General features: G+C 59.7%; 16 protein-coding genes and 1 pseudogene. 8 read left to right on the top strand and 9 right to left on the bottom strand.

The genetic code is table 11. From position 1 onward, the window contains the following. The first annotated feature begins 31 nt into the window (after positions 1 to 31). On the top strand, positions 32 to 1,285 hold the full coding sequence (gene thrC / locus AC1RPZ_RS24735; protein ID WP_493140172.1) for a threonine synthase: 1,254 nt from the start codon (positions 32 to 34) through the stop codon (positions 1,283 to 1,285). An 11-nt stretch (positions 1,286 to 1,296) separates the two neighbouring features. After that, positions 1,297 to 2,535 carry a serine hydroxymethyltransferase gene (gene glyA, locus AC1RPZ_RS24730; RefSeq protein WP_493140170.1) on the top strand — a complete coding sequence of 413 codons (1,239 nt, stop codon included), beginning with the start codon at positions 1,297 to 1,299 and terminating at the stop codon, positions 2,533 to 2,535. 239 nt (positions 2,536 to 2,774) lie between these two features. Here the strand turns inward: glyA and fadD1 are convergent, their stop codons facing one another. Beyond that, positions 2,775 to 4,475 carry a long-chain-fatty-acid--CoA ligase FadD1 gene (gene fadD1 / locus AC1RPZ_RS24725; protein ID WP_493140168.1) on the bottom strand — a complete coding sequence of 567 codons (1,701 nt, stop codon included), beginning with the start codon at positions 4,473 to 4,475 and terminating at the stop codon, positions 2,775 to 2,777. Between the two features lie 372 nt (positions 4,476 to 4,847). Beyond that, on the bottom strand, positions 4,848 to 6,536 hold the full coding sequence (fadD2, locus tag AC1RPZ_RS24720; protein ID WP_493140166.1) for a long-chain-fatty-acid--CoA ligase FadD2: 1,689 nt from the start codon (positions 6,534 to 6,536) through the stop codon (positions 4,848 to 4,850). A 228-nt stretch (positions 6,537 to 6,764) separates the two neighbouring features. On the opposite strand from fadD2, the gene AC1RPZ_RS24715 reads away from it, so the two are divergent. From AC1RPZ_RS24715 to AC1RPZ_RS24700, 4 genes are all read left to right on the top strand, one after another. After that, positions 6,765 to 7,709, top strand: a complete 945-nt coding sequence (locus tag AC1RPZ_RS24715; protein ID WP_493140164.1) for an alpha/beta hydrolase — start codon at positions 6,765 to 6,767, stop codon at positions 7,707 to 7,709. 42 nt (positions 7,710 to 7,751) lie between these two features. Beyond that, a complete protein-coding gene (locus tag AC1RPZ_RS24710; protein WP_071553717.1) occupies positions 7,752 to 8,222 on the top strand; it encodes a MaoC family dehydratase in 471 nt (156 codons plus the stop codon). A 101-nt stretch (positions 8,223 to 8,323) separates the two neighbouring features. After that, positions 8,324 to 8,560, top strand: coding sequence for a DUF3820 family protein (locus AC1RPZ_RS24705; RefSeq protein ID WP_019693207.1), 237 nt, complete (start codon positions 8,324 to 8,326; stop codon positions 8,558 to 8,560). Positions 8,561 to 8,579: 19 nt separating this feature from the next. After that, positions 8,580 to 9,761, top strand: coding sequence for an aminotransferase class V-fold PLP-dependent enzyme (locus tag AC1RPZ_RS24700; protein ID WP_493140163.1), 1,182 nt, complete (start codon positions 8,580 to 8,582; stop codon positions 9,759 to 9,761). 178 nt (positions 9,762 to 9,939) lie between these two features. Here AC1RPZ_RS24700 and AC1RPZ_RS24695 read toward each other — a convergent pair whose 3' ends face one another. From AC1RPZ_RS24695 to zwf, 3 genes are read right to left on the bottom strand one after another with little or no spacing between them, the layout of a single operon-like run. Further along, a complete protein-coding gene (locus AC1RPZ_RS24695) occupies positions 9,940 to 10,605 on the bottom strand; it encodes a bifunctional 4-hydroxy-2-oxoglutarate aldolase/2-dehydro-3-deoxy-phosphogluconate aldolase (RefSeq protein WP_123584259.1) in 666 nt (221 codons plus the stop codon). A gap of 17 nt (positions 10,606 to 10,622) precedes the next feature. After that, on the bottom strand, positions 10,623 to 11,336 hold the full coding sequence (pgl, locus tag AC1RPZ_RS24690; RefSeq protein ID WP_493140161.1) for a 6-phosphogluconolactonase: 714 nt from the start codon (positions 11,334 to 11,336) through the stop codon (positions 10,623 to 10,625). Further along, entirely contained in the window at positions 11,323 to 12,792 is a 1,470-nt protein-coding gene (zwf, locus tag AC1RPZ_RS24685) for a glucose-6-phosphate dehydrogenase (RefSeq protein ID WP_493140159.1), read from the bottom strand. Before zwf ends, pgl begins: the two co-directional genes overlap by 14 nt. A gap of 206 nt (positions 12,793 to 12,998) precedes the next feature. Here zwf and AC1RPZ_RS24680 point away from each other — a divergent pair, with 206 nt between their 5' ends. Then, positions 12,999 to 13,859, top strand: coding sequence for a MurR/RpiR family transcriptional regulator (locus AC1RPZ_RS24680; protein WP_178098709.1), 861 nt, complete (start codon positions 12,999 to 13,001; stop codon positions 13,857 to 13,859). Positions 13,860 to 13,922: 63 nt separating this feature from the next. On the opposite strand, the gene maiA is transcribed toward AC1RPZ_RS24680, so the two are convergent. Genes maiA through hmgA form a run of 3 tightly spaced genes read right to left on the bottom strand, consistent with a single transcriptional unit; the run spans position 13,923 to position 17,186 of the window. After that, positions 13,923 to 14,561: a maleylacetoacetate isomerase gene (gene maiA, locus AC1RPZ_RS24675; RefSeq protein ID WP_493140158.1), complete on the bottom strand. Its 639-nt coding sequence runs from the start codon at positions 14,559 to 14,561 to the stop codon at positions 13,923 to 13,925. 12 nt (positions 14,562 to 14,573) lie between these two features. Next, the gene (fahA, locus tag AC1RPZ_RS24670; RefSeq protein ID WP_493140156.1) at positions 14,574 to 15,878 is read right to left on the bottom strand and encodes a fumarylacetoacetase; all 1,305 of its coding nucleotides are present in this window, start codon (positions 15,876 to 15,878) and stop codon (positions 14,574 to 14,576) included. 3 nt (positions 15,879 to 15,881) lie between these two features. Continuing rightward, positions 15,882 to 17,186 (bottom strand): homogentisate 1,2-dioxygenase, encoded by a 1,305-nt coding sequence (gene hmgA / locus AC1RPZ_RS24665; protein ID WP_493140154.1) that lies wholly within the window; start codon positions 17,184 to 17,186, stop codon positions 15,882 to 15,884. A gap of 165 nt (positions 17,187 to 17,351) precedes the next feature. Here hmgA and AC1RPZ_RS24660 point away from each other — a divergent pair, with 165 nt between their 5' ends. Continuing rightward, entirely contained in the window at positions 17,352 to 18,143 is a 792-nt protein-coding gene (locus AC1RPZ_RS24660; protein WP_493140152.1) for an IclR family transcriptional regulator, read from the top strand. A gap of 25 nt (positions 18,144 to 18,168) precedes the next feature. On the opposite strand, the pseudogene AC1RPZ_RS24655 reads toward AC1RPZ_RS24660, so the two are convergent. Further along, a pseudogene (locus AC1RPZ_RS24655) lies at positions 18,169 to 18,696 on the bottom strand (hypothetical protein); the annotation flags it as partial.

The following is an 18,696-nucleotide window of genomic DNA, read 5'->3' as shown; positions in this document are numbered from 1 at the left end:
CACCAGCACAGCGTACTTTCAGGGGTTGGCCATGAAGAATTCGTACAGAGAGTATGTGTTGCAGTGCCTGGTTTGCGATCGCAGCTACCAGCCGCATGAGGTCAGCTACTACTGCCCTCATTGCAAAATCGATGGTGCTCTCGATGCGCTCTACGATTACCCGACGCTCAAGCGCGAATGGTCCAGGGACAGCCTGGCCCACGACCATGCCCGTGGCATGTGGCGCTATGACCGACTGATGCCTTTGAGCTCGACGCAATTCACTCCGCCATTACTGGTGGGGAACACGCCGCTGTACTCGCGCCCCGAGCTACTCGGCAAGGGCGCCCGGATCAAAGTTTTTATCAAGGATGAATCCCGGCAACCCACCGGGTCGCTGAAGGATCGCGCCAGCGCCCTGGCGGTGGCCCTCGCCATGCAATCCGGTGCGCGCACCGTGGCCGTGGCCAGCACCGGCAACGCGGCTTCGGCAATGGCCGGGATGAGCGCCAGCCTGGGGCTGCACAACGTGATTTACCTGCCCAAAAGCGCGCCCCGCGAGAAGCTTGCCCAGATGCAAGGTTATGGCGCCGAGATCGTGCTGGTCGACGGGCAATACGACGAAGCCTTCGAACAATGCCTCAACGCCTGCGAAACCCACGGCTGGTACAACCGCACCACCGGGATCAATTCGTACATGAGCGAAGGCAAAAAAACCGTGGCCTTCGAGATGTGCGAGCAACTCAATTGGCAGGTGCCGGACCTGGTGTTTGTGCCAGTCGGCAACGGCTGCATTCTGGGTTCGGTCTACAAAGGCTTCTTCGACTTGCTGCAACTGGGCTGGATCGAGCGCATACCGCGCCTGATCGGCGTGCAGGCCGAACACAGCAACTTCATGTACCGGGCCTGGCGCAGCGACCGGCCGATGCAGCAAACCGAACGCATTACCCCCACCAGCCTGGCCAGCAGCATCAATGTCGCGTTGCCGCGCGACCGCCTCAAAGCCATGCGCGCAGTGACCGCCAGCGGTGGCGAGTTCATCTGCGTCAGTGATCCGAGCATTGTCGCTGCAGCGTCCCGATTGGCCAGCAGTACCGGCGTATTCCCCGAAGCCGGCGCCGCCAGTGCCTTCGCTGGCCTACTCAAGTACGCCGAAGAACACCCCGACACCCCGCAGACCGCCGTGATCCTGATCACTGGCAGCGGCCTGAAAGACACCTCCATTTTTCTATCCGACTCGACCAGAAACCAGTCACGGGTGCAGCCGCATCACGTGCCTGCACCGCTGGCCGAAGCGCTTACCTAAGGAATCACACCATGAGCCTACAGAATTTCGACCCCGCCATCGCCCGCCTGATCGACCGCGAACGCAATCGCCAGGAAACCCACCTGGAGCTGATCGCTTCAGAAAACTATGTCAGCGAAGAAGTGCTCCAGGCCCAGGGTTCGGTGCTCACCAACAAATATGCCGAAGGCTATCCGGGCAAGCGCTACTACGGCGGTTGTAAGGTCGTCGACGAGATCGAAAACCTGGCCATCGAGCGCGCCCGCAAACTGTTCAACTGCGAATACGTCAACGTCCAGCCGCACTCCGGGTCCCAGGCCAACCAAGCGGTGTTTCTGGCGGTGCTCGAACCTGGCGACACGATTCTGGGGATGTCTCTGGCTCATGGCGGGCACCTGACCCATGGCGCCTCGGTGAATTTTTCCGGCAAGTTCTACAAGGCATTTTCCTATGGGCTGGAGAAGGAAACCGAGACCCTGGACTACGCCGAAATGGAAGCGCTGGCCCGGGAGCACCGGCCGAAGATGATCATTGCCGGGGCCTCGGCGTATTCCCGAACCATTGATTTCCACCGTTTTCGCAACATTTGCGATGAAATCGGCGCTTACCTGATGGTCGACATGGCGCACTACGCCGGGCTGATTGCGGCGGGCGTGTACCCGTCGCCGGTCGGCATCGCCGACTTCATCACCTCCACCACCCACAAAACCTTGCGTGGCCCGCGCGGCGGTCTGATCCTGGCCAAAGCGCAATACGCTGCGCTGCTGGATAAGACGATTTTCCCGGTTTACCAGGGCGGGCCGCTGATGCACGTCATCGCGGCCAAGGCCGTGGCATTCAACGAAGCCCTTGGCGATGGGTTCAAGCATTACCAGCAACGGGTGATCAACAACGCCCGGACCATGGCCGACATCCTGACCCGCCGTGGTTTGCGCGTGGTGTCCGGCGGCACCGACTGCCACATGTTCCTGCTCGATCTGCGCTCGATGAACATCACCGGCAAAGATGCCGAAGCGCTGCTGGAAAGCGCCCACATCACGCTAAACAAAAACGCGATTCCCGACGATCCGCAGAAGCCGGCGATCACCAGCGGCATCCGCATTGGCACGCCAGCACTGACGACCCGTGGCTTTGGCGAGGCGGAGTGCGCTGAAGTGGCGAACCTGATCGCCGACCTGCTGCAACAACCTAACAACGCGGCGCTGCTGGATAACATCCGGCGCCGGGTGATGCACTTGTGTGAATGTTTTCCGGTGTATCTGCTGAGTTGATTGCTGGAGGAACATACCGGATAGGGGGGGGCTCTAAAAACGTAAGCATCAGCCAAACACACCTTCCTGATCCCGGCGCTTAGGGCGATGGTGTCCCCCAAGTGGACACCATTTTTAGCCTTAACTGTAGTCGCAAGCCTTAAAACAAAAAAACCGCCCCTTCTTTCGTTGGTGGCGGTTTCAGTCTTACGTTTGAGTAGGGTTACCTGAGTACAGAGAACATCTGCGGGACTTTTGTTTTACGCCCCGACCTTCTTCACGCCGAGCTTCTTCAGCTCTTCATCGCGCAGTTCGCGACGCAGGATCTTGCCAACGTTGGTGGTCGGCAGCGCATCGCGGAACTCGACGGCTTTCGGCACTTTATAGCCGGTAACGTTGGCACGCATGTGCGTCATCACCTGCTCTTTGGTCAGGGTGACACCCGGTTTGGCGACGATGAAAATCTTGATCGCCTCGCCCGACTTCTCGTCCGGCACACCAATGGCCGCGCATTGCAGCACGCCCGGCAAGATGGCCAGTACGTCTTCGAGCTCGTTCGGGTAGACGTTGAAACCGGAGACCAGAATCATGTCTTTCTTGCGATCGACAATGCGCATGTAGCCGTCAGGCTGGATCAGCGCGATGTCACCGGTCTTCAACCAGCCTTCGCTGTCGAGGATTTCATCGGTGGCTTCCTGACGCTGCCAGTAGCCTTTCATCACTTGCGGACCTTTCACGCACAGCTCACCGATTTCGCCCAGCGGCTGTTCAACGCCAGCGTCATCAATGACTTTGCACAGGGTCGACGGCACCGGAATACCGATCGTGCCGATCTGAATGTTCTGGTTTGGATTGACGGTGGCCACCGGGCTGGTTTCGGTCATGCCGTAGCCTTCGCAGATGGCGCAACCGGTCACGGCTTTCCAGCGTTCGGCAGCGGCCAGTTGCAAGGCCATGCCACCGGACAAGGTGATTTTCAGGCCTGAGAAATCCAGCTTGCGGAACGCTTCGTTGTTGCACAGCGCCACAAACAAGGTGTTCAGACCGACAAAACCGCTGAACTTCCACTTCGACAGTTCCTTGACCATCGCCGGCAGGTCGCGCGGGTTGCTGATCAGGATGTTGTGGTTGCCGATCAGCATCATCGCCATGCAATGAAAGGTGAAGGCATAGATGTGGTACAGCGGCAGTGGCGTGATGAGGATTTCGCACCCTTCATTCAGGTTCGAGCCCATCAGCGCCTTGCACTGCAGCATGTTCGCCACCAGGTTGCGGTGGGTCAGCATTGCACCCTTGGCCACGCCGGTGGTGCCGCCGGTGTATTGCAATACGGCAACGTCGCTGCTGGCCGGGTTGGCTTCGGTCACAGGTTGGCCGTGGCCTTTGTTCAACACGTGATTGAACGTGATGGACTTGGGCAGGTGGAACGCCGGGACCATCTTCTTCACGTACTTGATGACACTGTTGATCAGCAGGCGCTTGAGCGGTGGCAGCAGGTCGGCCACTTCAGTGACGATGACATGCTTGACGCTCGTCCTGGGCACCACGGTCTCGGCCAGGTGCGCCATGTTCGCCAGACAAACCAGCGCCTTGGCGCCGGAATCATTGAATTGGTGTTCCATTTCCCGCGCGGTGTACAGCGGGTTGGTGTTGACCACGATCAAGCCGGCGCGGATGGCACCAAACACGGCGATCGGGTATTGCAGCAGGTTCGGCAGTTGCACGGCGATTCGATCGCCCGGCTGCAAGTCGGTATGCTGTTGCAGGTAAGCGGCAAAAGCACCCGACAATTCGTACAGCTCACCATAGGTGAGTGTCTTGCCGAGGTTACTAAAGGCCGGTTTGTTGGCGAAGCGTTGGCAGGATTGCTTTAACACTGCCTGAATATTCGGATACTCGTCTGGATTGATGTCGGCAGCAATTCCAGCTGGGTACTTATCCTTCCAAAAGTCTTCGATCATGGAAGCCCACTCCTCAGCAACGCGAATTCATCACCGCATTTGATGCGATTATTATTGGTGTGTGTTTTGTATTGGTGTCTTTTTGTTGGTGAGTCTGGCTTTTACATAGGCCGAGAAGTCACAAAGCGCGCCGAGAGTAGCAGCTTTGCCAAGGCCCTACTAGAGCCAAAGAAAGCCCCTACAGTCACTTTGATGACTCAAGACAATTCAATAGTCAATTTTAGAGCAAAGATTCTATACACCCTTGAAAGCCTCTGGAATCGGCGTTTCCCCCTCAAAAAGCATCGCGGGCAAGCCCGCTCCCACAGGGATCAGTGGTGACCTTGTGGGAGCGGGCTTGCCCGCGAATGCGCGAAGCACAGCCTTCAGGTATTACGCGATATCGCGCAGCTCCCGTCGCAGGATCTTGCCCACTGGCGTCATCGGCAGCGACTCGCGCAGCACGATGTGCTTGGGCACCTTGTAGGCGGTGAAATTTTCCTTGCAGTAGGCCTTCAGCTCTTCAAGGCTGATCCCGGCTTCACGCGCCACCACGAAAAGCTTCACCGCTTCCCCGGAGCGCTCGTCCGGCACGCCGATCACCGCGCAGTTCGCGACCTTCGGGTGCGCCATGACCACGTCCTCGATCTCGTTCGGGTACACGTTGAAACCCGAGACGATGATCATGTCTTTCTTGCGATCGACAATCCGCACGAACCCGTCCGGGTCGATCACCGCGATGTCACCGGATTTGAACCAGCCCTCGGCATCCAGCACTTCGGCGGTGGCTTCGGGTTTCTGCCAATAGCCTTTCATTATTTGCGGGCCCTTGATGCAAAGCTCGCCGCGCTCGCCCATGGGTTGTTCGACACCGTCATCATTGATGACTTTCAACGTGGTGCCCGGCACCGGCAGGCCGACCGTGCCAATGCGTGACTTGTCGCCATACGGGTTGGTGCAGGCCACCGGCGAGGTTTCGGTCAAGCCATAGCCTTCGGTGATCCGACAACCGGTCATCTGCTCCCAACGCTCGGCGGTAGCCTTGACCAACGCGGTGCCGCCGGAGTTGGTGAGTTTGAGGCTGGAGAAGTCCAGGGTCTTGAAGTCCGGATGATCCATCAGCGCGACGAACAGCGTGTTGAGCCCCAGCAGCGCCGAGAACCGCCAATTTTTCAGCTCTTTGATGAAGCCGGCGATGTCCCGCGGATTGGTGATCAACACGTTGTGGTTACCGGTGACCATCATGCACATGCAATTCGCCGTGAAGGCATAGATGTGGTACAGCGGCAGCGGCGCGATCATCACTTCCTGACCTTCGCGCAACAGCGGTTTGCCATCGCTGCCGAACTGGCCAAGACAGGCGTGGGCCTGCTGCATGTTGGCAACCAGGTTGCCGTGGGTCAGCATCGCGCCCTTGGCCAGCCCGGTGGTGCCGCCGGTGTATTGCAGCACAGCGACATTGTCGAGGCTGACCTTCAATGGCTTGATGCTCTGACCGCGCCCCAGGCGCAACGCGCTCTTGAAGGAAATCGCCTGCGGCAGGTCATAGGCCGGCACCATCTTCTTGACCTTGTCGACCACGGTATTGATCAGCCAACCCCTGGCGGTCGGCATCAGGTCGCCCATCTTCGCTTCGATCAGGTACTGAATCTCGGTGTCGGGCAGCACTTCCTGGACCTTCTGCCCGAACATGTTCAGGTACACCAGCGCCCGTGCACCGGAATCCTTGAACTGATGACGCATCTCACGCGCGGTGTACAGCGGGTTGGTGTTGACCACAATCAGCCCGGCACGCAGCGCGCCGAACACGGCAATCGGATAATGCAGGACATTGGGCATCTGCACCGCGATGCGATCGCCGGGCAGCAGGTCGGTCTGTGTTTGCAGGTAGCCTGCGAAAGCCGCGCTGTAGCGCTCCAGCTCCGCATAAGTGAGCGTCACGCCCATGTTGCTGAACGCCGGACGGTCAGCGAATTTCTTGCAGGAACGCTCGAACACCTCGATCACCGACTTGTAGGCCCCCGGATCGATATCATTGGGTACGCCGGCCGGGCGTTTGTCATTCCAGAAATCAGGTTGCATTGTTCTTGTCCTCTTTACCTGAACGAATCCGGGCCGCCTCTCTGTGACGCTGAAAAGCGGGGCTTCTGGGACACTAGCAGTTATGGTGATTCAGGCAAATATACGCACCAGTGTCATTGATCGTGTGAATCTTGCTGCTGAGGGACACCCACATCGCACGCCCAGCGGTTGATGAGCTATACAATGCAACGACGCCGCGCCTAAACAAAACCGTGCAAAGGAATCGCCATGATCCACGACACTTTCTGGTTGACCGCGATTGACCACAGTCGACTTTTCGTCAACCAGTGGCTGCCTGAAGGCCCGCCCCACGCGGTGATCCTGCTGTCCCACGGCATGGCTGAACACAGCGGCCGTTATGCGCGGCTGGCGCAGGTTTTATGTGCCGAGGGTTACGGCGTTTATGCGCTGGACCAGCGCGGTCATGGCAAAACCGCCGAAAACGGCGTGCTCGGGCACTTCGCGGACAAGGACGGCTGGCGCAAAGTGGTCGGAGACCTGGCCAGCCTCAACCAGTACATCGGCCAACACCATCCGGGCATACCGATCGTGTTGCTTGGCCACAGCATGGGCAGCTACATCGCCCAGGCGTACCTGCTGCATCACAGCGCCAGCCTGTACGGCGCCGTGCTCAGCGGCTCGAACTTCCAGCCAGCGACGCTCTACCGTGTTGCGCGCCTGATTGCGCGTTTCGAACGCTGGCGCCAGGGTGCGACCGGTCGCAGCGCGTTGATTGAGTGGTTGTCGTTCGGTTCATTCAACAAGGCCTTCAAGCCCCATCGCACCGCATTCGACTGGCTTAGCCGCGACCCGGACGAAGTCGACAAATACGTCCACGACCCGCTCTGTGGCTACCGTTGCACTAACCAACTGTGGATCGATCTGCTCGGCGGCTTGCAGCAGATCAGCAAAGCGTCCAATCTCGCGCAGATCGATCCGGGCCTGCCGTTGCTGGTGATCGGTGGTGAATGTGATCCGGTGAGCGAAGGCAAACGTCTCAAGGATCTGACCGACGCGCTGCGCGATGCCGGTAGCCAGTGCATGCAATTGAACATCTACCCGCAGGCCCGGCACGAACTGTTCAACGAGAGCAACCGCGATGAAGTGACCGCGGACCTGCTCAAATGGCTGGCCCAGGTACTGAGCCATCGCCGACCGCCCAGAACCGAATAATGTTTGGTTATTTCACTTAACTCGTCACAGGATTCAAGACACATGACCCAGGTTACCAATACCCCGTACGAAGCCCTTGAAGTCGGCCAGACCGCCAGCTACAGCAAGACCGTCGAAGAACGCGACATTCAGCTGTTCGCGGCGATGTCCGGCGACCACAACCCGGTGCACCTGGACGCCGAGTTTGCAGCGGCGAGCATGTTCAAGGAACGCATCGCCCACGGCATGTTCAGCGGTGCACTGATCAGCGCTGCCGTCGCCTGCGAGTTGCCTGGGCCGGGGACTATTTATATCGGTCAGCAAATGAGCTTTCAGAAGCCAGTGAAAATCGGCGACACCCTGACTGTGCGCCTGGAAATCCTCGAGAAACTGCCGAAGTTCCGCGTGCGCATCGCCACACGGGTATTCAACCAGCGCGATGAGCTGGTCGTGGACGGCGAGGCGGAAATCCTCGCGCCGCGCAAACAGCAGACAGTGACCTTGCCAACTTTGCCAGCGATCAGCATTGGCTGATTGATTGAGGGGGTCAGCAAGATCCCCCTCTCCCCACCCTTCTCCACCTGCACGCGGAATGCCTGTATTTTCCAGACTGTTTGAATCAAGACGACCGATCGATGAATCCCGAAAAACTCGAACTGTTGGTCACCCGCGAAATGCCCTTTGGCAAATACAAGGGTCGCATCATTGCCGACCTGCCCGGCCAATACCTGAACTGGTTCGCCCGTGAGGGTTTCCCCCACGGTGAACTGGGTGGTTTGTTGGCCCTGATGCAGGAAATTGACCACAACGGCCTGTCCGACTTGCTCGACCCACTGCGCGCCAAACATGGCAAACCCAAACCTCGCCACTGACCCACGGAAGGAGTCACCCATGCCCGAAAACACTCGCCGCGCCCATGATGAAGCTTTTTGGCGGACGTTCGCCGACCGCTACGAAGTCCAGCCAGGTCCGATCAACCTGGAGAACGGTTACTTCGGCCGCATGTCGCGCACCGTGATCGAGGAATACCAGCGCAACATCGAACTCATCAACCGCAGCAACTCGGTGCATGTGCGCCAGCGCTTCGAAAAGCTCGAAAGCGTGGCGATACGCGGGCAGTTGGCCAAGCTCTTACGGGTACCCGCCGAAGCGGTCGCCCTGACCCGCAGCGCCTCGGACGCACTGCAATCGCTGATTCGCAACTACAACGGCTTGCAGCCGGGCGATCAGGTGCTGCTCTGCGATCTGGAATACGACACGGTCAAAAGTGCGATGCGCTGGCTGGCACGCCATCGCGGTGTTGAAGTGATCGAGATCGAACATTCCCATCCCGCCAGCTTCGAGTCATTGCTGGCGAGCTACCGCGAGGCGTTCGTACGTTATCCACGGCTCAAGCTGATGGCGCTGACCCACGTCACTCATCGCACCGGTCTGGTGATGCCGGTCAAGGCGATTGCCGCAGCGGCCAAAGAGCACGGGATCGATGTGATCCTCGACGGTGCCCATGCCCTCGGCCAGATCGAATTCAACCTTGATGATCTGGGTATCTCTTTCGCCGGTTACAACCTGCACAAATGGATCGGCGCGCCGCTGACCCTGGGCTTTATCTACATCACTCCACAGCGCCTGGCCGATATTGATCCCGACATGGGCGAGTTTCATTTCCCGGTCACCGACATCCGCTCGCGCACGCCTTACAGCACGCCAAACATCCCGGCGTTACTGACCTTGCCGCTGGTGTTCGAAGAACATGATTCCATCGGCGGCGCGGCCGCCAAGGGTGCACGGCTCAATTACCTGCGCAATCTGTGGGTCGAGGCCGTTCGCGACGTGCCAGGTATTGAAGTCATGACCCCGGATGATCCACGACTGTATTGCGGCATCACCTCGATGCGTTTCACCCGGCAGGCCGACCAGCAAGCGCTGGTCGACCGCCTGCTCAACGACTACAACCTGTTCACCGTGGCCCGCAGCGGTTCGGCGTGCGGCAGCTGTATTCGCATCACGCCCGGCCTGACCAGCACCGCACAGGAAATGCACCGGGTGGCTCAGGCCCTGATCGAACTGAGTTGATGCGATGAACACCAGGGTTTAACCCCCCTGGTGTTCACACGGTGTAGATATCGAAGTCTTCGGGCTTGAGGCAGTCACTTTTCTATAGGCAAAAAAAACGGCGCACTGACCAAGTGCGCCGTAAAGCCGTAGAACACAACTGCAACGATTCTGCGTAAAAAACAGCCAGTAAAACCAATCAGTCCAGCAGGGCCAGCGCCTCGGCGGTGCACTCCTGGATACGTGCCCAGTCGCCGTTCTTGATCCACTCCGGATCAAGCATCCAGCTACCGCCGACGCACATCACGTTTTTCAGCGCCATGTAGCTCTTGATGTTGGCTGGACCAACGCCACCCGTCGGGCAGAAGCGCACTTCGCCGAACGGGCCGCCAAGGGCTTTGATCGCTGCCACACCACCGCTGACTTCCGCCGGGAATAGCTTGAAGCGGCGATAGCCCAGAGCGTAACCCTCCATGATCCCGGAGGCGTTGCTGATACCCGGCAACAATGGAATCGGGCTGGCAACGCTGGCTTCCAGCAGGTCACGGGTAATGCCTGGCGTCACGATGAACTGCGAACCGGCGGCTTCAGCCGCGGCCAGCATGTTGCGATCGAGCACTGTGCCGGCACCGGTGACCAGCTCTGGACGCTGTTCACGCAGAATCTGGATGGCCTTGAGCCCGAACTGCGAACGCAGGGTCACTTCCAGGGCCGTCAACCCACCCGCCGCGAGGGCATCGGCCAGCGGCAGAATGTCTTGCTCACGAGCAATGGTGATCACCGGCAAAATCCGCGCCTTGACGCAGAGGCTGTCGATCAGGGCAACTTTGTCCGCCATGGAAACGGTTGGTTGGGTGTTTGTCATAGCGGCTGATCCTTGGCTCATGGGCACCAGTAAATCTCTAACGTGGGTTGCAGAAACGCGCGAATCGGCATTGCGGCGACATCGTCACCGGCCAGTGCGGCACTCAGGGTGGTCAGCTTGGACTGACCGGAAATCGATAGCACGGTGAACTGTGCCGAGGCCAGTAGCGCGCGGCTCATGGTCAGGCGCTGATGCGGCACGGTCGGCGCCAGCATCGGCCAGCAACGGCGCGTACCGTCGGCCTGCAAAGCTTCGGCAAGATTCGGGCTGTTGGGGAACAGCGAGGCGGTGTGACCGTCGTCGCCCATGCCCAGCACCAACGCGTCGATTGCCGGCAGCTCGGCGAGCAAACGGTCGGCTTGCTCGGCAGCCTGTTCAAGGTTGGCAGTGGCACTGTAGAGGCTGAGGAACTTCGCCTTGGCCGCCGGGCCTTGCAACAAGTAACGCTTGAGCAGACCGGCATTGCTGTCGGCGTGCTCCACCGGTACCCAGCGCTCGTCCGCCAGGGTCACCACGACCTTGGACCAATCCAGCGCCTGTTTGGCCAGGTGCTGGAAAAACGCCACCGGGCTGCGTCCGCCGGACACTACCAGCGTCGCGGTGCCACGAGCATCGATGGCGTCGCTGAGTTGCTTGGCCACTGTCAGTGCCAGGCCTTCGGCCAGCAACACGGGGCTGCGAAACTCATGAGCGCTGACGCCCTGAGGCAGTTTGAATTCAGATATCGCCATACCACGACCTCCCGTCCCGCGTGATCAGTGCAATGGAACTCATCGGTCCCCAGGACCCGGCCGCGTACGGCTTGGGCGCATCACCGGACTTCTTCCACCCGGCGATCAACTGGTCACACCACTTCCACGCGGCTTCGATTTCATCTTTACGGACAAACAGGTTCTGATTGCCACGCATCACTTCAAGCAACAACCGCTCGTAGGCATCGGGGATCCGTGCGCTGCGATAGGTATCGGAAAAATTCAGCTGCAACGGACCGCTGCGCAGCTGCATGCCCTTGTCCAGGCCTTGTTCTTTGGTCATCACGCGCAAGGAAATGCCTTCGTCCGGTTGCAAGCGGATGATCAGCTTGTTGCTGATCTGCAAGCGCTGCTCGGGGGCGAAGATGTAGTGCGACGGCTCCTTGAAGTGGATGACGATCTGCGACAGCTTCTGCGGCATGCGTTTACCGGTACGCAGGTAAAACGGCACGCCGGCCCAGCGCCAGTTGCGGATGTCGGCACGCAGGGCGACGAAGGTTTCGGTATCGCTCTGAGTGTTGGAGTTCTCTTCCTCCAGGTAACCCGGCACCGACTTGCCGTCGCTGTGACCGGCGATGTACTGGCCGCGCACTACTTGAGTCGTCAGGCCTTCCGGGCTGATCGGCGCCAGCGCCTTGAGCACTTTGACTTTCTCGTCACGGATGCTGTCGGCCGACAGGTCGGCTGGCGGGTCCATGGCGATCAGACACAGCAGCTGCAACAGGTGGTTCTGAATCATGTCCCGCAGCTGGCCGGCCTTGTCGAAGTAGCCCCAGCGGCCCTCGATCCCGACCTTCTCGGCAACGGTGATTTCCACGTGTGAGATGTAGTTCTGGTTCCACTGGGTTTCGAACAGGCTGTTGGCGAAACGCAGGGCGATCAGGTTCTGCACCGTCTCTTTGCCCAGGTAGTGGTCGATGCGGTAAGTGCGGTTTTCCGGGAAGTATCGCGCCACCGCGTCATTGACCTTGCGCGATGACTCGAGGTCCGAACCGATCGGCTTTTCCAGCACCACACGGGTGTTTTCAGTCAGACCGACTTTCGCCAGGTTCTCGCAAATCGCGCCGTACACCGCAGCCGGCGTGGCGAAGTAGGCAATCATCCGCTGCGCCGTGCCGGCCAGTTCGGCCAGGGCGACGTAGTCGTCAGACTTGAGGAAGTCGACATGCAGGTACGTCATGCGGGCCAGGAAGCGTTCGACCACGGCTTCGTCGAGCTCCTTGGCATCGACGTAATGGCGCAGCTCGCGGGCAATAAGGGCCAAATGCTCTTGCTCGGTGCCCGGTTCACGGGCCAGTGCGATAATGCGCGTGTCCTCATGCAGCAGGTCGGCGCCATCCAGTTGGTACAAGGCAGGAAACAGCTTGCGCAGGGCCAGATCGCCGAGGGCGCCGAACAAGGCAAAGGTGCACGGTTCAACCGTAATCGAAGGCATGATGTTTGTTCTTTTATCAAGTTAAGCTACAAATACCTTTTTTTAAGGCATCGCTCAAGGAAAAATGTAGTAATAACCACAACATTTTTCCAAAATACAGATTCCAAGTGGTGGTCGGTCGGGGCCACCAGTAGGATAGGCCACCATTATGGGCCGCTTCACAGGCCCAATCTGCATAGCCGACCTAAGGAACATGAATGGACCGCGTGCGAAATTTACTGGAACAAATCCAGAATCGCCTTGCAGACCTGAACAAGGCCGAACGCAAGGTCGCCGAAGTGATCCTGCTCAACCCACAGCAGGCCACTCGCTTCAGTATTGCCGCCCTCGCCCAGGCCGCCTCGGTCAGCGAGCCGACGGTCAACCGTTTCTGCCGTTCGTTCGGTGTCAGCGGCTATCCGGAACTCAAACTGCAACTGGCCCAGAGCCTGGCCAGCGGCGCCGCGTATGTCAGCCGCGCGGTGGAAGCCGACGACAACCCTGAGGCCTACACCCAGAAAATCTTTGGCAGCGCCATCGCCTCGCTGGACAGCGCCTGCCAGGCACTGGACCCGAACCTGATCAGCCGCGCCGTGGACTTGCTGATCCAGGCCCGGCAGATCCACTTCTTCGGCCTCGGTGCGTCAGCTCCGGTGGCATTGGATGCGCAGCACAAGTTCTTCCGCTTCAACCTGGCGGTCACCGCCCACGCCGACGTGCTGATGCAGCGGATGATTGCCTCGGTGGCCCACACGGGCGAACTGTTCGTGATCATTTCCTACACCGGACGCACCCGCGAACTGGTGGAAGTGGCGCGCATTGCCCGCGAGAACGGTGCCTCGGTGCTGGGTCTGACGGCCGAGGGTTCGCCACTGGCCAAGGCCAGCACCCTGAGCCTGAACATCCCGCTGCCGGAAGACACCGACATCTACATGCCGATGACGTCGCGGATCATCCAGCTGACAGTACTCGACGTGCTCGCGACCGGCATGACCCTGCGCCGGGGCGTCGACTTCCAGCCGCATTTGCGCAAGATCAAGGAAAGCCTCAACGCCAGCCGGTACCCGATTGGGGATGAGTTCAACTAAGGGCGGTGAGCGGGATAAGGCGCAGACCCTGTGGGAGCAAGCTTGCTCCCACAGGGTTTGGCGCTACTTCGGGGTATCGGGCTGATTCGCCGGATGGGCTTTGACGAAGGCCGGATGCTGCACCGCCAGTGCAGCGACCCGGCGAATCCGCGGATAAGCCTCAAGGGAAATGTTGAAACGCTCGGCTGCATACAGCTGTGGAATCAGATAGACATCCGCCAACCCAGGCGAGCTGCCGAAACAGTAACCGTCGTCACCAATCAAGTGCTCGACTGCCGCCAACCCCTGAGTGATCCAGTGGCCGATCCACTGCACCACCTGCGGCTCATCATGACCGAGCTGGCGCAGTTGATTGAGCACGCTGACGTTGTGCAGCGGATGAATGTCGCAACCGATCAACGCTGCCACCGCGCGCTCGTGCGCACGTTTGGCCAGGTCTTTGGACAACAGCGGCACCTGCGGATAACGTTCCTCCAGGTACTCGATGATTGCCGGGGACTGGATCAGCAACTCACCTTCATCGGTGCGCAAGGCCGGCACCCGGCCTTGCGGGTTGATCTGCAGATAAGCCGGTTGCTGATGTTCGCCACCCTGCGGCGCGATCAGATTGATCGGCTGCGCCTGGTAATCCAGGCCTTTGAGTGCCAGGGCAATGCGCACCCGAAAGGACGAGGTTGAACGATAGTAGGTAAAGAGTTCCATAGCCTGAACCTCTTAGCGTGCTGGCAGGATTTTGCCGCGGCATTCGCCGAAACCAATAGAGGCGAAACCGTCACGGCTGCACCGTGCGCGCAGGATGATTTCGTCGCCGTCTTCAAGGAACTTGCGCACTTCGCCCGAAGCCAGCTCGATTGGCTTTTTGCCGCCTTCGGTGATTTCCAGCAGGCTGCCGAACTGACCATTCTCGGGTCCCGACAAAGTGCCCGAACCGAACAAATCACCGGCCTGCAACTGGCAACCGTTGACGCTGTGGTGCGCAACCAGTTGCGCCACGGTCCAGTACATATGCCGGGTGTTGCTCAGGGTCAGGCGATGGGCGGGCAGGTTTTGTTCGCGCATGGTTTCGGTGAGCAGCAGCACTTCCAGTTCGATATCAAAGGCACCGGCCGCCTGATCACGCGTGTCGAACAGGTACGGCAGCGGCTGCGGGTCGCCTTCGGGGCGCGCCGGTTGGGCACGGCGGAACGGCTCCAGCGCTTCAGCGGTGACGACCCATGGCGAGATGCTGGTGATAAAGCTTTTCGACAGGAACGGCCCCAGCGGCTGGTATTCCCAGGCCTGGATGTCGCGCGCCGACCAGTCGTTGAGCAGGCAGAAACCAGCGATATGCTCGGCGGCGTCGCCGATGGCAATCGAATCGCCCATCTCATTGCCTTGACCAATCCAGATGCCCAGTTCCAGCTCGTAGTCCAGACGCGCGCACGGGCCAAACGTTGGCTCGGTCTGACCGGCGGGCAAGGTCTGGCCTTTCGGACGACGCACATCGGTGCCGGACGGGCGAATGGTCGACGCACGGCCGTGGTAGCCGATCGGCACGTACTTGTAGTTCGGCAGCAGCGGGTTGTCCGGGCGGAACAGTTTGCCGACGTTCTGCGCGTGCTCGATGCCGACGTAAAAGTCGGTGTAGTCATTGATCTTCGCAGGCAGGTGCATCTGGCAATCGGCGGCCAATGGCAGCAGTTTCGCGCCTTGGGCTTCGATCTTGCCGTGCAGGGTGCTGCCTTCAGCGAACAGTTCCAGCAGGCGCTCGCGCAGGGCAACACGGGCACCACGACCGAGGTCGAAGAAAGCGTTCAACTGACCGCCACGAGTGGCTTCGACTGCCGTGCGCGCAGCACCGTCAAACAGACCGGCTTCGAGTGCCGCCTCCAGATCGAAAATATGCTCGCCGATCGCCACACCGCTGCGCGGAGCCGAACCCTGGGTGCTGAACACACCCAGTGGCAGGTTTTGCAGCGGGAAGTCGGCGTGGCCATTGGCGGAGGCAACCCAGCTACGAGTGGGGGTGGTCTGAGTCATGGGTTATCTCCGGTTCGGATTGAAAGTGGCGGGCAGCGAGGCCCAGCAAGCATCGTAGGTGTTTTGCAGTTGCGGGCAATCGAGGGCAAAGCGGCTTGGGCGCAACACCTGGCTGGTCTCGAACATGAAGGCCATGGTGTTATCGATTTTGCTCGGCGCAAGCGTGGCATTGATCGCCTTGGTGCAGGTTTCGCCGTCCGGACCGTGAGCGCTCATGCAGCTGTGCAACGACGCGCCCCCCGGCAGGAAACCCTCGGCCTTGGCGTCGTAGGTGCCCTGGATCAGGCCCATGAATTCGTTCATCAGGTTGCGATGGAACCACGGTGGACGGAAGGTGTTTTCGGCCACCATCCAGCGCGGCGGGAAGATCACGAAATCGAGGTTGGCCAGGCCGTGGACGCTGGTCGGCGACGTCAGCACGGTGAAGATCGACGGGTCCGGATGATCGAAGCTGACGGTGCCGATGGTGTTGAAGCGGCGCAGGTCATATTTGTACGGCACATTATTACCGTGCCAGGCGACCACGTTCAGTGGCGAATGGTCGAGCTCGCAGCCCCACAACTCGCCGAGGAACTTCTGCACCAGGGTGGTCGGTTGTTTGAGGTCTTCGTAGTGCGCGACCGGGGTCAGGAAGTCCCGTGGATTGGCCAGACCGTTACTACCAATCGGCCCGAGGTCCGGCAAACGCAGCGGCGCGCCATGGTTTTCGGCCAGGTAGCCACGGGCTTGCGGGTCGAGCAGTTCGATGCGGAACTTCAAACCGCGTGGCAACACGGCTATTTCCAGCGGCTCCAGCCCCAGCACGCCGAGCTCGGTGACAATGCGCAACCGACCCGACTCCGGCACCAGCAACCACTCGCCATCGGCGTTGAAGAACACCCGTTCCATCGAGCGATTGGCGCGGTAGTGATAGATGCTGATCCCGGCCGGTTTTTCCGAACCCGAATTGGCCGCCATGCTCACCAGACCGTCGATGAAGTCGGTCGGCTCGGCAGGGATGTCCAACGGGTTCCAGCGCAGGCGATTGGGCGTCACTTCGCCCAGCGGTCCGCCGGCCAGCTGTCGATCAAGCTTGACGAATGCCGGGTGATTGGCCGACGGCTGAATGCGGTACATCCAGGTACGTCGCGCTTCACTGCGCACCATGGTGAACGCAGTACCAGAGAACAGTTCGGTGTAGAGACCATAGGGAGCTTTTTGCGGGGAGTTCTGGCCGACGGGCAGTGCGCCGGGCAGCGCTTCACTGCTGAATTCGTTGCCAAAGCCTGACTGATAAGCCAGCGCTGGCGCCGTTGAATCGTGGTTCATGGAGCCTCCTGAACAGGGAGTAGGTCGTGGCCCATGACGTCTTGTTCAGAAGTCTTGGCACGCCAGGTTGTTTTTGTCGTAATTCAATTACGCATAACGTAATTTGATTGGTATTGACCGTCAAGCTATAAAGACGCCCATTCGTCCCGGGATTACACCGCCTCCATGAGCACCAGCGACAGCAACGGTAAACAGAAAGTCCGCTCCGCCGAGGTCGGCACCGACATCCTCAAGGCCTTGGCCGAGTTGTCGCCCTCGACGTCTTTGTCGCGTCTGGCCGAACACGTGCAGATGCCGGCGAGCAAGGTTCACCGCTATTTGCAGGCGTTGATCGCCAGTGGGTTTGCCGAACAAAACAGCACCACCAACCATTACGGCCTCGGCCGCGAAGCCCTGCGCGTCGGCCTGGCCGCTTTAAACAGTATGGACGTGCTGAAAGTCGCCGCCCTGCCACTGGCCGAGTTGCGCGACGACCTGAACGAAACCTGCTTCCTCGCGGTGTGGGGCAACCAGGGCGCAACCGTGGTGCATATCGAACCGGCGGTGCGTGCGGTGACGGTGGTGACGCAACTGGGTTCGGTGCTGCCGCTGCTCAGTTCGTCCACCGGCCTGGTGTTCAGTGCTTATTTGCCGAACCGGGAAACCGTCGAGTTACGGGAACTGGAATTACAGGCAACGGCTGCCCATCCGCTGGCTGATAACCAGACCTACGCAACCTTGTGTGAACAGATCCGCGAACGCGGTTTGCATCATGTGCATGGACTCTTGATGCCGGGCGTGGACGCGTTGTCCGCACCGGTGTTCAACGCTGTCGGCCACGTCGCGGCGGTGCTGACCATCGTCGGCCCGACATCGCTGTTCCACGCCGACGAAAACGGCCCGGCGGCGCAGCGTTTGCTGGCGGCGACCCGGGCCGTGAGTTGGCGGATGGGCTATGAACCCGCCGCCGTTGGTTAAATCGTTCAGCACTGAACGCCTGTGTTTACTCCAGCAGTGTCTGCTCGCTGGATTCAGGCTCCTCAAGTGCCTCCTTCATCAAGGCGGTCATCACCGCAAGATCCACCGTTTTTCCGGTGCACGTGGAGACAACGCTCAAACAGGTATTCGCATCGCCTAACCGTTTGGCAATTGCCTTCTGTACAGGCGAGAACCCCAACTTGCCGATGCGCATCGTGGCCAATTCCAGCATGCAATCCAGGTAGCTTGCGAACAGCGCCTTGTAATCACCTTCGTGATAAGCCTTGGCCCCATCGAACACCCCTTTTGCAATCACTACGGCGCTCAGTCCAAAACCGATCGGCGGGAACACACAGCCTACGACGGTAACTGCCGCTACGGCAGCGTCATAAACCAGTTTGCCAACCAGCTCGACAAGACTCGTGGTTTGAGCATCTACACCGTCAATGACCTGATTGATCCTGTCGGCGTAAGAACCAGCCCTTTCAAGGTCTTTTCCCTTTATGGACCTTAAGCACCCGATCCGTCGACACATGAGCATGCGCAGCCTTTC

The sequence above is a fragment of the Pseudomonas sp. GW822-FHT02D10 genome, assembly GCF_058802345.1.
The sequence above is the reverse complement of the archived record's forward strand: the minus strand, read 5'-3'. Positions and strand labels throughout refer to the sequence as shown.

What these genes read in the sequence shown, in the direction of transcription:
- fadD1 (WP_493140168.1), bottom strand. Translation starts at nt 4,475, where the DNA reads ATGATCGAAGACTTTTGGAAGGATAAGTACCCAGCTGGAATTGCTGCC.
- thrC (WP_493140172.1), top strand. Translation starts at nt 32, where the DNA reads ATGAAGAATTCGTACAGAGAGTATGTGTTGCAGTGCCTGGTTTGCGAT.
- glyA (WP_493140170.1), top strand. Translation starts at nt 1,297, where the DNA reads ATGAGCCTACAGAATTTCGACCCCGCCATCGCCCGCCTGATCGACCGC.
- fahA (WP_493140156.1), bottom strand. Translation starts at nt 15,878, where the DNA reads ATGACTCAGACCACCCCCACTCGTAGCTGGGTTGCCTCCGCCAATGGC.
- fadD2 (WP_493140166.1), bottom strand. Translation starts at nt 6,536, where the DNA reads ATGCAACCTGATTTCTGGAATGACAAACGCCCGGCCGGCGTACCCAAT.
- AC1RPZ_RS24695 (WP_123584259.1), bottom strand. Translation starts at nt 10,605, where the DNA reads ATGACAAACACCCAACCAACCGTTTCCATGGCGGACAAAGTTGCCCTG.
- pgl (WP_493140161.1), bottom strand. Translation starts at nt 11,336, where the DNA reads ATGGCGATATCTGAATTCAAACTGCCTCAGGGCGTCAGCGCTCATGAG.
- maiA (WP_493140158.1), bottom strand. Translation starts at nt 14,561, where the DNA reads ATGGAACTCTTTACCTACTATCGTTCAACCTCGTCCTTTCGGGTGCGC.
- AC1RPZ_RS24705 (WP_019693207.1), top strand. Translation starts at nt 8,324, where the DNA reads ATGAATCCCGAAAAACTCGAACTGTTGGTCACCCGCGAAATGCCCTTT.
- hmgA (WP_493140154.1), bottom strand. Translation starts at nt 17,186, where the DNA reads ATGAACCACGATTCAACGGCGCCAGCGCTGGCTTATCAGTCAGGCTTT.
- AC1RPZ_RS24715 (WP_493140164.1), top strand. Translation starts at nt 6,765, where the DNA reads ATGATCCACGACACTTTCTGGTTGACCGCGATTGACCACAGTCGACTT.
- zwf (WP_493140159.1), bottom strand. Translation starts at nt 12,792, where the DNA reads ATGCCTTCGATTACGGTTGAACCGTGCACCTTTGCCTTGTTCGGCGCC.
- AC1RPZ_RS24660 (WP_493140152.1), top strand. Translation starts at nt 17,352, where the DNA reads ATGAGCACCAGCGACAGCAACGGTAAACAGAAAGTCCGCTCCGCCGAG.
- AC1RPZ_RS24700 (WP_493140163.1), top strand. Translation starts at nt 8,580, where the DNA reads ATGCCCGAAAACACTCGCCGCGCCCATGATGAAGCTTTTTGGCGGACG.
- AC1RPZ_RS24710 (WP_071553717.1), top strand. Translation starts at nt 7,752, where the DNA reads ATGACCCAGGTTACCAATACCCCGTACGAAGCCCTTGAAGTCGGCCAG.